Here is a 12,213-nt window from a genome sequence, read left to right as displayed (position 1 = left end):
AATTGGTAGCGCCGCTTTGTTAGCATTATTAGTGCAGCGCTTTTGTAGTTATTCGTACAGCTTTCTTATAACTATTTAATACCTAGTTAATACGCTTCTACGGCCATAGCAACCGCTTCACCGCCACCAATACATAAAGACGCAATGCCTTTTTTAAGACCTCGGTTTTTAAGGGCATGAATCAGCGTTACTAAAATACGCGCGCCGCTTGCACCAATTGGGTGGCCAAGTGCACATGCACCGCCGTTAACGTTTACTTTGCTTTCATCAAGTTTTAACTCGTTAATAGCCAGCATGGTTACCATGGCAAATGCTTCGTTAATTTCCCAAAGATCAACGTCGTTTACAGCCCAACCTGCTTTTTCAAGCACGCTGTTCATAGCCCCTACTGGCGCTACTGTAAATTCACTTGGTTTTTGAGAATGCGTGCTGTGCGCCACAATTTTACAAAGCGGTGTTAAGCCCTGCTCTTTTGCTTTTGATTCGCTCATTAATATAAGCGCTGCGCCACCGTCTGAAATTGACGATGAATTAGCCGCTGTAATAGTGCCGTCTTTTTTAAAAGCTGCACGTAAGGTAGGGATTTTTTCTGGGCGGGCGTTACCTGGTTGCTCATCAATCGATACTGTTACATCGCCTTTGCGTGTTTGCATTGTATGGGGTGCAACTTCGTTATCAAAGCTACCGTTTTGTATAGCGGCTTTAGCTTTACTTAATGAGCCTAATGCAAACGCATCCATTTGCTCGCGGCCAATGCCGTATTCGTCGGCGGTGTCTTGTGCAAAACAACCCATAGCTTTGTTGTCGTAAGCGTCTTCAAGGCCATCGCTCATCATGTGATCTTTTATTTCGCCATGTCCCATGCGCATACCGCCACGCGCTTTAGGTATGAAGTACGGTGCGTTTGTCATGCTTTCCATGCCACCGGCAATAGCAGATTGAATAGAGCCTGCTTTAATTAAATCGTTTGCAAGCATGGCCGCTTTTAAACCAGAGCCACATACTTTATTAATTGTTGTAGCACCAGTGCTAAGTGCAAGGCCTGCTTTTAACATTGCTTGGCGTGCGGGTGCTTGTCCAAGGCCTGCTGGTAATACACAGCCCATAATTACTTCGTCTATTGCATCATTAGCTAAACCAGTTTGTGCAAGTGCGCTTGCAATGGCGGTAGCGCCAAGCTCGGTAGGCTGCGCATCACTTAACGCTCCCATAAAACCACCCATTGGGGTGCGTTTTGCTGCTACAATTACCACTGATTCTAAAGTCATAACTAACTCCATTGTATTTATATGCAAATAGTTGTTAGTATATTTGCTCTATTAATTTAGTATTCATTTATTATTTAATACCCTTACACAATACTAACGTTTACGCCAACGTCAACTAAAAACAGCTTAATTTTTAGTTTTATAAGTGTAAGGATTATTTTCCATCGGTTAGGCTACACTGATAAAATAAAAATAACCCATTGAATATTAATAATATAAATCAATACCTCACTTAAGCATCCCTTTATAAATAGTTTCAAATCACACCAAGCTTTACCTTTACGTAAACTTCACTTATATTGGAGTTATTCGAATGAGGTAAATACAATTATGAAACCAGATAATCAAACAAACTTTGCAAGCTCAGCCAAAATGCCGGCCAGTAATGAACAAACATTTAGCATTAGCGAACTCGCTAAAGAATTTGACATTACAACCCGCTCTATTCGCTTTTACGAAGACCAAGGGTTAATAACGCCAGAACGTAATGGTCAAACCCGTATTTATTCAAAACGCGATAAAGTGCGTTTAAAACTAATATTACGTGGTAAGCGCCTTGGCTTTACATTGGCCGAAACCGGTCGTTTGTTTGAACTGTACGACGCAGATAAATCAAGCGCTAAGCAGTTGGTTACTATGCTTGACCTTATTTCAGAAAAAAAAGCAGACCTATCTCAACAAATGGACGACATTAAAGTTGTTCTTATGGAGTTGGTGACGGCCGAGCGCCGCTGTAGAGACACGCTTAATAAAATAGACGAGTAAGTTTATTTTTAAAATAAAAACACATTGACAACACACACGTCACACAGGAATGAATCATGAGCACTATTTCACAATATAAAGAAATGAACTTTGGCCTTGGCGAAACCGCCGATATGATCCGCGACCACGTAAACAGTTTTGCGAGTCAGGAGATTGCCCCGCTTGCTGAAAAAACGGACTTAGATAACGCTTTTCCAAATCAACTTTGGTCTCAAATGGGCGAAATGGGCGTACTAGGTATGACCGTATCTGAAGAACTTGGCGGCGCCGGTTTAGGTTACTTAGAACATGTTATTGCTATGGAAGAAATTAGCCGTGCCAGTGCCTCTATAGGGTTAAGCTATGGAGCACATTCAAACCTGTGCGTTAATCAAATTAACCGTAACGGCACACAAGCTCAAAAAGAAAAATACTTACCAAAGCTTATTAGTGGTGAGCACATTGGTGCCCTTGCAATGAGCGAGCCTAATGCGGGTTCTGACGTTGTATCGATGAAACTCAAAGCCGAAAAAAAAGGCGATAAGTACATTTTAAACGGCAATAAAATGTGGATCACCAATGGCCCAGACGCGCACACATTAGTTATTTACGCTAAAACAGATTTAAACGCCGGCGCTAAAGGCATTACCGCATTTATTGTTGAGAGCAACTTTCCTGGTTTTTCAACAGCGCAAAAGCTCGACAAACTGGGCATGCGCGGCTCAAATACCTGTGAGCTAGTATTTGAAAACTGCGAAGTACCCGAGGAAAACATTTTAGGTAACTTAAACGAAGGCGTTAAAGTACTTATGAGTGGCCTTGATTACGAACGCGTAGTACTTGCAGCGGGCCCGCTTGGCATAATGCAAGCGTGTATGGACATAGTGGTGCCGTACATTCATGAGCGTAAACAGTTTGATACCCCTATTGGTCAATTTCAGTTAATTCAGGGCAAAGTAGCCGACATGTATACACAAATGAATGCTGCGCGCTCATACGTATACACGGTAGCTAAAGCGTGTGACCGAGGCGAAACCACCCGTAAAGATGCCGCCGGTGCCATTTTATACGCCGCAGAGCTTGCAACTAAAATGGCGCTAGATGCAATTCAAATTTTAGGTGGTAATGGCTACATAAACGAATACGCAACGGGTCGTCTTCTTCGTGACGCTAAATTATACGAAATTGGTGCAGGTACATCCGAAATTCGTCGCATGCTTATTGGCCGCGAACTTTTCACAGAAAGCCGTTAAGGATTAAACCATGACTATTTTAAAATCGAGCGTTAATCCTCACGACCCAACGTTTGTGCAAAACCATAAAAATATGTCAGCGCTGGTGGATGATTTACGCAGTAAAGTAGCCACAATTAGCCAAGGCGGAGGCGCTGCATTAAAAGAGCGCCACGAAGGCCGTGGTAAATTATTTGTACGCGACCGCATAAATACATTAATTGACGAAGGCTCACCGTTTTTAGAAATTTCGCAATTTGCTGCCTTTGGTGTGTACGAACAAGCAATACCTTGTGCAGGCGTTGTAGCCGGTATTGGCCGTGTTAAAGGCGTTGAATGCATGATTATTGCAAACGATGCCACGGTTAAAGGCGGTACATATTTTCCGCTTACCGTTAAAAAGCATTTACGCGCACAAGATATCGCCGAGCGTTGCCACTTACCATGTATTTATTTGGTGGATTCGGGCGGTGCAAATCTGCCAGAGCAAGATGATGTATTTCCAGATAAGCTGCATTTTGGTCGTATTTTTTACAATCAAGCCCGTATGTCGGGTAAAGGCATTCCACAAATTGCTGTAGTAATGGGCTTATGTACCGCAGGTGGTGCGTACGTACCTGCAATGGCAGATGAAAGTATTATTGTAAAAGATCAAGGCACTATATTTTTAGCAGGTCCGCCCCTTGTAAAAGCAGCAACCGGCGAAGAAGTAACAGCCGAAGAGTTAGGCGGCGCCGATGTGCACTGTAAAATTTCGGGTGTTGCCGATCACTACGCTGAAAACGACGCCCATGCGCTGTCTATTGCGCGCCAATGTATTGAGCGTATTAATTATACACGCCCTACGGCCCCTCTTCTAGATGATGTAAAACCACCCCGTTACGATATAAACGAGCTTTACGGCATTGTGGGCACCGACCTTAAAAAGCCATTTGATGTACGCGAAGTAATAGCGCGCACAGTGGACGACTCATCATTTGATGAATTTAAACGTTACTTTGGTGAAACGCTGGTCACCGGTTTTGCCAGTATTTACGGCAATCCTGTTGGCATAGTGGCTAATAACGGTATTTTATTTAGTGAGTCGGCGCAAAAAGGCGCGCACTTTATTCAACTGTGTGCTCAGCGCAATATTCCTTTAGTATTTTTACAAAATATTACCGGCTTTATGGTGGGTAAAAAATACGAAGCCGAAGGTATTGCTAAGCACGGCGCTAAAATGGTGATGGCGGTTTCGTGTGCTGATGTGCCTAAATTCACAGTACTTATTGGCGGCTCATACGGCGCAGGTAACTACGGTATGTGTGGCCGCGCATTTGAACCAACCATGATGTGGATGTGGCCTAATGCCCGTATTTCGGTAATGGGCGGCGAGCAAGCAGCTGGTGTAATGGCGCAAGTTAAACAAGATGGTTTAGCACGCAAAGGCCAAACCATGAGCGAGCCAGAAATCAGTGATTTTAAAAAGCCAATTATTGAACAGTACGAAGAGCAAGGTCATCCGTATTACGCAAGCGCACGCTTGTGGGATGACGGCATTATAGACCCTGCCGATACGCGTAATGTATTAGGGCTTGCGTTAACGGCTGCGAATAACGCACCAAAACGTGATTCGAAATTTGGCGTATTTAGAATGTAACCGGAGCGCAAAATGTCAGTAACACTACAAATAACAAAATCTAATGTGGCTGTACTTGTGTTAAGTCGCCCAGAAAAAAGAAACGCATTTAACAGTGAAGTAATACATGAGCTGATCCAGTGTATTGAACATGCAAATACGCTTGATATTCGTGCTTTGGTTTTAAAAACAGAAGGTAAACACTTTTCAGCCGGTGCCGATTTAGCCTGGATGAAATCAATGGCTGATAACAATTACACCGATAACCTAGCTGATTCAATGCAATTAGCTAAATTAATGCAGGTATTGGCAAGCTCCCCGCATCCTACAATTTGTGCTGTGCAAGGTGCCGCTTTTGGTGGTGCTCTGGGCTTAATAGCCTGTTGCGACATAGCCCTTAGTAAAGACGATGCACAATTTTGTTTAAGTGAAGTAAAACTGGGTCTTATTCCGGCGGTTATTAGTCCATACGTTATTAAAGCTATTGGTGAGCGCGCTGCTCGCAGGTACTTTTTAACGGCTGAAGTGTTTGATGCACATACTGCTAAGCAACTTGGCTTAATTCATCAAGTAACCGGTAATTTAGACTGTGCGCTCGATAATATGCTGCAAACACTGATTGATAACGGACCTGTTGCAGTAAAAGCCGCAAAAGCATTAATTAACGATGTAGCAAATAAAGAAATTACCGATGAACTCATTGAGCTTACCGCAGAGCGTATTGCAAAAATTCGCGTATCTGAAGAAGGTCAAGAAGGGCTAAGTGCTTTTTTTGATAAACGCTCACCCGCTTGGCAACTGTAGGATTGATTATGAACACACAACGATTACAAAAAATACTGATTGCCAATCGTGGAGAAATTGCGTGCCGTGTAATGCGCAGCGCAAAACAAATGGGCTTAACCACAATCGCGGTTTACTCTGATGCAGACAAACATGCCCAGCACGTAAAAATGGCTGACGAGGCTTACCATATTGGTGCCGCGCCAAGTAAAGATTCGTATTTAGTAGCAGACAAAATTTTACAAGTTGCCAAAGACTGCGGCGCTGACTGTATTCACCCAGGCTATGGTTTTTTATCTGAGAACAGCGAATTTGCTAAAGCCTGCGAAGCTAATAACATCGCTTTTATAGGGCCACCAGCAAGTAGCATTGAAGCAATGGGGTCTAAAACCCGCGCTAAAGAAATAATGGCAGCTGCTAATGTGCCATTAGTACCTGGTTATTATGGTGATAAACAATACCCTGCTTTTTTACAAAGTGAAGCTGAAAAAATTGGCTACCCTGTACTCATTAAAGCGGCCTTTGGCGGCGGCGGTAAAGGCATGCGCGTTGTACAAAAAGCAAAAGACTTTATGAGCGCACTACAAGGTGCGCAACGTGAAGCGATTGCCGGTTTTGGTAACGACTTAGTGTTATTAGAGCGCTACGTTAACCAGCCTCGCCATGTTGAGGTGCAAGTATTTGCAGATAACCACGGCAACTGTGTTTATTTAGGCGATCGTGATTGTTCTTTGCAACGTCGTCATCAAAAAGTAATTGAAGAAGCCCCTGCTCCGGGTTTATCTGACGCACTACGCAAAGAAATGGGCGAAGCGGCTGTACGTTGTGCACTGGCTATAAATTATAGAGGCGCAGGTACGGTTGAGTTTTTACTTTGTGGCGATGAATTTTTCTTTATGGAAATGAATACGCGCCTTCAAGTAGAGCACCCAGTGACCGAAATGGTAACGGGTGTAGATTTAGTCAATTGGCAAATTAATATTGCGGGTGGGCAAACATTGCCACTGACACAAAGTGATATTCAATTGCAGGGTCATAGCTTTGAAGCGCGTATATACGCAGAAGATCCAGCTAACGACTTTATCCCGTGCTCGGGCACTATTGAAGCACTACACACACCCCTTAACAGCGAATTTGTACGCATTGATACAGGCATTGCACAAGGCGACGGAATCAGCCCGTTTTACGACCCGATGATTGCAAAACTTATTGTGCATGACGACAATCGCGAACAAGCACTGAGCCGCTTACAACAAGCCCTTGAGCAATTTCATTTAGCGGGTTTTAGCACTAACATTGGCTTTTTACATAATTTAGCAAGCCACCCTACCTTTAAACAAGGTGCGCCAAGCACACACTTTATTGCTGAGCAAGGTGATTCGTTAGTTGCGGTTAATGAATCGTTATTACAAGCAAGTCAGCTTATTGGTGCTTTTGCATATTTAGAATCGCTAACTAACACCCAAAATGCGCAATACAGTGCAAGCCCGTGGCAACAACTGAGTGGTTTTACACTCAATGCACCACAAGCAATTAAAGTCCCTTTTGCCGATTTACAGCTAAGCGCTATAAAAACAGCAGCGGGTTATAGTATTACGCATAACGAGCATGTATTTAAACTACAAGGCACATTAAATAATAATCTGTGCAGTGTATTTATCAACGGTGAAAAACATAGCGCGCACGTAACTACGGTAGGCAATAGTGTGACAGTGATGAATAAAGCACTGCAAACTAAGCTTGAACTAGTTGATAAACATTATATTAGTTCGCACGAAAGTGAAGCACTGCCACTTGCGGCGCCGCTTAATGGCACAGTAGTTAAGCACTTAATCGACATTGGTAGCACAATTACCAAAGGCGATGCGGTTGTTATTATCGAAGCCATGAAAATGGAATACACGCTAAACGCACCGCATGACGGCATTTTAAAAAGCTACTGTTTTGGTGAAGGCGAATTAGTAACGCATGGAGCCTTACTTGCTATTGTCGAAGATACAACTGAGGAAGGTGCATAATGAGTGCCTTTCCAAGTAAAGTACGTATTGTTGAAGTTGGCGCGCGAGACGGCCTACAAAACGAAAAAACAGTAAGCACAGCCGATAAAGTAGCGCTTATTAACGCCCTAAGTGCTGCAGGTTTAAAAGATATTGAAGCGGGCGCGTTTGTCTCCCCTAAGTGGGTGCCACAAATGGCAGACTCAGCGGATGTAATATCAGCCCTTGATTTACCCAATGTAAATTTAAGCGCCCTTACCCCTAACTTAAAAGGTGCACAAGCAGCGCACGCTGTTGGCATTAAAGAGTTTGCTATATTTACCGCTGCAAGTGAGTCGTTTTGTCAAAAAAATATCAACTGCTCAATTGAGCAAAGTATTGAACGTTTTAGCGAAGTAATGGCGTTTGCTAAAGCTAATAATATTCGTGTACGTGGTTATGTAAGCTGTGTACTCGGTTGCCCCTATGAGGGTGATATTGACCCGCAAGCAGTACTAAGTGTATCGCAAAAGCTATTAGATTTAGGCTGTTACGAAGTAAGCCTTGGCGATACCATAGGTGTTGGCACCGCAAAAAAAGTAACGCAATTAATCGAGTTACTTTTAACGCACATTGATAAAGCCAAGTTGGCCGTGCATTTTCATGATACATACGGCCAAGCGCTCACAAATATTTACGCAGCTTTAAGCCTAGGTATTGCAACGGTTGACGCGGCAGTTGCGGGCCTTGGTGGCTGTCCTTATGCTAAGGGGGCGTCAGGAAATGTTGCCACCGAAGATGTAGTTTACTTACTGCAAGGGCTTGGCATTGAACACTCAATTGATTTACAAAGGTTAAGTGACGCTGGCTGGGAGATAACCAAAGCACTTGGTAAGCAACCTGTGAGCAAAGTATCTGTGGCACTGCACACAAAATAACCTGAGCTCTGGATAATAAATCTATCTCGAGCAGCTATTTTCAGCACTAACTGCGTTGAATTTACTTGCAATAGGCCAGCTATTGACGCGTAAATTCGCCTTGTTTTCACTGAAAATCTCTGGCTAGAGAAAATAAATTTAAATATCACCCTGATTCATATGTTAGTAAATCTATTAACCAGAGTTCAGGTTAAATAGTTATCTTATGAAATAATGATTAAAGATAGTTAACAACAAATAGCACACAATGAGGAGAGACTCATGGCCGGTTTTGATAAGGTAGTTTCTAGTTACGAAGCTGCAATGGAAGGATTAAAAGACGGCGATACCATTATCGCCGGTGGTTTTGGTTTATGTGGTATTCCTGAGGGCTTAATTAAACAAATTAAGCACATGCAAACAAAAAACTTAACCGTAGTATCTAATAACTGTGGTGTTGATGACTTTGGTTTAGGTATTTTATTACAAGACAAACAAATTAAAAAAGTAGTTGCCTCGTACGTTGGCGAAAATGCCCTATTCGAGCAGCAGTTATTAAGTGGCGAAATTGATGTAGAGCTTACGCCTCAAGGTACACTAGCTGAAAAAATGCGTGCTGGTGGCGCGGGTATACCTGCGTTTTACACCGCAACCGGTTACGGTACTCCTGTGGCTGAGGGTAAAGATGTAAAAGAGTTTAATGGTCGCCCGTATATTTTAGAAGAATCTATAACGGGTGAATTTGCTATTGTTAAAGCGTGGAAAGCCGACCGCTTTGGTAATTTAGTGTTTAGACACACCGCCATGAACTTTAATCCAATGGCGGCAACAGCGGGCAAAATTACCGTTGCCGAAGTAGAAGAAATTGTAGAGCCGGGTGAGCTTGAACCAAGCCAAATTCATACCCCGGGTATTTTTGTAAATCGCGTTATTAAAGGCAGCTTTGAAAAACGCATTGAACGTGTAACAACACGAGATTAAGCAGGAGCAAAATTATGGCATTATCACGTGAACAAGTTGCAATGCGCGTTGCACAAGAACTACAAGACGGTTACTACGTAAATTTAGGCATAGGAATTCCGACACTCGTCGCAAACTATGTACCAGATGATATTGAAGTTATGTTACAGTCCGAAAATGGCCTTTTAGGCATGGGCCCTTACCCAACTAAAGCAGAGCTAGACGCCGATATGATTAACGCGGGTAAAGAAACCGTGACAGCAGCCACAGGTGCAGCCATATTTAATAGTGCAGATAGTTTTGCCATGATACGGGGTGGTCATGTAGACTTAACCGTTCTGGGTGCATTTGAAGTTGACCAGAACGGCAACATCGCTTCGTGGATGATCCCTAAAAAGCTGATTAAAGGCATGGGTGGCGCGATGGATTTAGTCGCTGGCGCGAAAAATATTATTGTTACTATGACCCATGCAAGTAAGCATGGTGACTCTAAACTATTAGAAGCCTGCTCTTTACCGCTTACTGGCGTTAATTGCGTAAAAAAAATAGTAACAGATTTAGCCGTATTAGAAGTTAAAGACGGCGCATTTCATCTATTAGAACGTGCTCCGGGCGTTACTGTTGATGAAATCATTAGTAAAACAGCAGGTAAATTACTTGTTGATGGTGAAGTTCCAGAAATGGTTTTTTAGGCTCTAGCTTAAAAATAACGCTTTACCCTGTACCGACCTCATTCCCAGTGCCAATGGCGCTGAGTTACCCAAAATCCCTCTTACGAGGGATTTTTTTTATCTTTTGTCATTATTTTTACCGTCATTCATACATCTGTAGTAAATTTTATCTATAATACAAATATAAACTAAATGTAAGCGCTTAGATTCTTTGCACTATTTTGTGGATAGCCTGCACCCTTTTTGTGAACTAGCGTTAATTTTATTTTTAACCTATTGATATTTAAACATTAAATAGTTGGTTCAAATTTTGCCTAAGTAAGGCGTCTCAATAAATTAAATAATTCTGGAAAACATGCAAACTCCTATTCGTGGCCTTCGCTCTTTTTGCTTTGCCGCAAGAAGCCTAAGTTTTAAGCATGCAGCTAATGAGCTGTACTTAACGCCGTCTGCGGTAAGCCATCAAATAAAACAACTTGAAGAACAACTTGGTATTGAGCTTTTTCAACGTAAAACGCGTTCAATTAGCTTAACCACAGCGGGTAAAAACTTTTTTGATGCTGTGTCTCCTATCATCACAATGTTAGAGAGCACCATTAATGAGTTTAGTCAGATGCAGCAAAATACAAATTTGACGATTACCCTGCCTGAATTTTTTGCCAGCGAACTACTCATGCCTAAATTAAGTGAGTGGACCTCAGAACACCCTAATATAAACCTGCAAATGGACACGCTTAAAACACGCAAAGAATTAACGCGTCATAGCGATTTATCTATTGTATTGTCCTCTGGTAAACCTACTGAAGGGTTAGCGACTGAGTTGTTTAACCTTGAATATATTCCTGCATGTAATAAAAAATTGCTCGATCAGTGGAGGGACGATCATCGTCAAGCCCTTAACCAAGTTCCGCTAATCTTGCACAAAGCTCGCCCTTGGGCTTGGCATCAGTGGGCCGAAAAAGCAGGGATTGATGATTTTTCTCCTTCGCAGATTATTCAAATAGATAGCATGTTTGGTGTAGCGCGTGCAGCGCAGCAAGGCATGGGCATTGCACTTATTCCACTGCCTATTAGCCAAAGCTGGCTAGATGAGCAATGGCTTTACAAGTTATTCGAACAGCCTTTAACAACTAAAGATAAATACTATTTAGTGCAGCACGAATCAAACACGCCTAATCACCCCCTTGATTTATTTGCGAAGTGGGTTGTAAATACGTTTAGAAAAATCCAAGAATAATCCCTATTAGACGAGTTCAGTAATACAACCTACTCTATGTTGTATTACTGAACTCGTCTAAACCTCTCTGCAAATTTAAATAATTTTTTAATTAAATACATAAACTTAGCACCATGCATTAGACTAAAGTCTATAGTTTAATTTTTTTCACTCATTGGTTTTGTTTTTATCGTTTGTCGAAAATAAAGTTAAATATTAAAGTTGCTTTATCAGCTCAAAACAACTTAGTTAAATTGTTTCTTAAGAGCAATAAATGCAACCTTTAGAGTTCTAGTAACTCAAACGTAGCAGTGAAAAGAATCTTATATTGTGTGTGTAAGATGTTGTCAGTGTGAAAAAGCGGTTCAAGTTAGGTGGTGACTTGGCTTGAACTGTTTTTATTTTTGGCGCAAACCACATGGTATGCAATACAAAGCTACCAAAGCGTAGTAAACAGAATCTTTATATTGTGTGTGAAGATGTTGTCAGTGTGAAAAAGCAGTTCAAGTTAGGTGGTGACTTGGCTTGAACTGTTTTTATTTTTGGCGCAAACCACATGATATGCAATACAAAGCTACCAACGTGTAGTAAACAGAATCTTTATATTGTGTGTGAAGATGTTGTCAGTGTGAAAAAGCGGTTCAAGTTAGGTGGTGACTTGGCTTGAACTGTTTTTATTTTTGGCACAAACCACATGATATGTAATACAAAGCTACCAAAGCGTAGTAAACAGAATCTTTATATTGTGTGTGAAGATGTTGTCAGTGTGAAAAAGCAGTTCAAGTTAGGTGGTGACTTGGCTTGAACTGTTTTTATTTTTGGCGCAAA

Annotated in this window: 10 protein-coding genes; 9 read left to right on the top strand and 1 reads right to left on the bottom strand. The window is 42.0% G+C overall.

Annotation, left to right across the window (positions count from 1 at the left end; genetic code table 11):
- Positions 1-86 precede the first annotated feature (86 nt).
- Positions 87-1,268: an acetyl-CoA C-acyltransferase gene (locus tag H5088_RS00625; protein ID WP_182751963.1), complete on the bottom strand. Its 1,182-nt coding sequence runs from the start codon at positions 1,266-1,268 to the stop codon at positions 87-89.
- Positions 1,269-1,598: 330 nt separating this feature from the next.
- Between H5088_RS00625 and H5088_RS00620 the strand changes: the two genes are divergently transcribed.
- From H5088_RS00620 to H5088_RS00580, 9 genes are all read left to right on the top strand, one after another.
- Positions 1,599-2,033 carry a MerR family DNA-binding transcriptional regulator gene (locus tag H5088_RS00620; protein WP_008135264.1) on the top strand — a complete coding sequence of 145 codons (435 nt, stop codon included), beginning with the start codon at positions 1,599-1,601 and terminating at the stop codon, positions 2,031-2,033.
- Positions 2,034-2,089: 56 nt separating this feature from the next.
- A complete protein-coding gene (locus H5088_RS00615) occupies positions 2,090-3,265 on the top strand; it encodes an isovaleryl-CoA dehydrogenase (RefSeq protein WP_182751962.1) in 1,176 nt (391 codons plus the stop codon).
- A gap of 10 nt (positions 3,266-3,275) precedes the next feature.
- The gene (locus H5088_RS00610) at positions 3,276-4,883 is read left to right on the top strand and encodes a carboxyl transferase domain-containing protein (RefSeq protein WP_182736441.1); all 1,608 of its coding nucleotides are present in this window, start codon (positions 3,276-3,278) and stop codon (positions 4,881-4,883) included.
- A gap of 12 nt (positions 4,884-4,895) precedes the next feature.
- Complete coding sequence (locus H5088_RS00605) at positions 4,896-5,666, top strand: enoyl-CoA hydratase/isomerase family protein (protein WP_182751961.1); 771 nt, start codon at positions 4,896-4,898, stop codon at positions 5,664-5,666.
- 8 nt (positions 5,667-5,674) lie between these two features.
- Complete coding sequence (locus H5088_RS00600) at positions 5,675-7,663, top strand: acetyl/propionyl/methylcrotonyl-CoA carboxylase subunit alpha (RefSeq protein WP_182751960.1); 1,989 nt, start codon at positions 5,675-5,677, stop codon at positions 7,661-7,663.
- Positions 7,663-8,559: a hydroxymethylglutaryl-CoA lyase gene (locus H5088_RS00595; RefSeq protein WP_182711287.1), complete on the top strand. Its 897-nt coding sequence runs from the start codon at positions 7,663-7,665 to the stop codon at positions 8,557-8,559. Before H5088_RS00600 ends, H5088_RS00595 begins: the two co-directional genes overlap by 1 nt.
- 261 nt (positions 8,560-8,820) lie before the next feature.
- On the top strand, positions 8,821-9,519 hold the full coding sequence (locus tag H5088_RS00590; RefSeq protein ID WP_008135270.1) for a CoA transferase subunit A: 699 nt from the start codon (positions 8,821-8,823) through the stop codon (positions 9,517-9,519).
- Between the two features lie 14 nt (positions 9,520-9,533).
- A complete protein-coding gene (locus tag H5088_RS00585; RefSeq protein WP_002961879.1) occupies positions 9,534-10,190 on the top strand; it encodes a CoA transferase subunit B in 657 nt (218 codons plus the stop codon).
- Between the two features lie 334 nt (positions 10,191-10,524).
- Positions 10,525-11,406: a LysR family transcriptional regulator gene (locus H5088_RS00580; RefSeq protein ID WP_182694627.1), complete on the top strand. Its 882-nt coding sequence runs from the start codon at positions 10,525-10,527 to the stop codon at positions 11,404-11,406.
- Positions 11,407-12,213 lie beyond the last annotated feature (807 nt).

The organism is Pseudoalteromonas sp. SR43-3, from assembly GCF_014163875.1.
GTDB classification, from domain to species: domain Bacteria; phylum Pseudomonadota; class Gammaproteobacteria; order Enterobacterales; family Alteromonadaceae; genus Pseudoalteromonas; species Pseudoalteromonas distincta.
The sequence above is the reverse complement of the archived record's forward strand: the minus strand, read 5'-3'. Positions and strand labels throughout refer to the sequence as shown.

Excerpts from the sequence above, each read along its gene's own strand:
- H5088_RS00625 (WP_182751963.1), bottom strand. The coding sequence starts at position 1,268 with ATGACTTTAGAATCAGTGGTAATTGTAGCAGCAAAACGCACCCCAATG.
- H5088_RS00620 (WP_008135264.1), top strand. The coding sequence starts at position 1,599 with ATGAAACCAGATAATCAAACAAACTTTGCAAGCTCAGCCAAAATGCCG.
- H5088_RS00615 (WP_182751962.1), top strand. The coding sequence starts at position 2,090 with ATGAGCACTATTTCACAATATAAAGAAATGAACTTTGGCCTTGGCGAA.
- H5088_RS00610 (WP_182736441.1), top strand. The coding sequence starts at position 3,276 with ATGACTATTTTAAAATCGAGCGTTAATCCTCACGACCCAACGTTTGTG.
- H5088_RS00605 (WP_182751961.1), top strand. The coding sequence starts at position 4,896 with ATGTCAGTAACACTACAAATAACAAAATCTAATGTGGCTGTACTTGTG.
- H5088_RS00600 (WP_182751960.1), top strand. The coding sequence starts at position 5,675 with ATGAACACACAACGATTACAAAAAATACTGATTGCCAATCGTGGAGAA.
- H5088_RS00595 (WP_182711287.1), top strand. The coding sequence starts at position 7,663 with ATGAGTGCCTTTCCAAGTAAAGTACGTATTGTTGAAGTTGGCGCGCGA.
- H5088_RS00590 (WP_008135270.1), top strand. The coding sequence starts at position 8,821 with ATGGCCGGTTTTGATAAGGTAGTTTCTAGTTACGAAGCTGCAATGGAA.
- H5088_RS00585 (WP_002961879.1), top strand. The coding sequence starts at position 9,534 with ATGGCATTATCACGTGAACAAGTTGCAATGCGCGTTGCACAAGAACTA.
- H5088_RS00580 (WP_182694627.1), top strand. The coding sequence starts at position 10,525 with ATGCAAACTCCTATTCGTGGCCTTCGCTCTTTTTGCTTTGCCGCAAGA.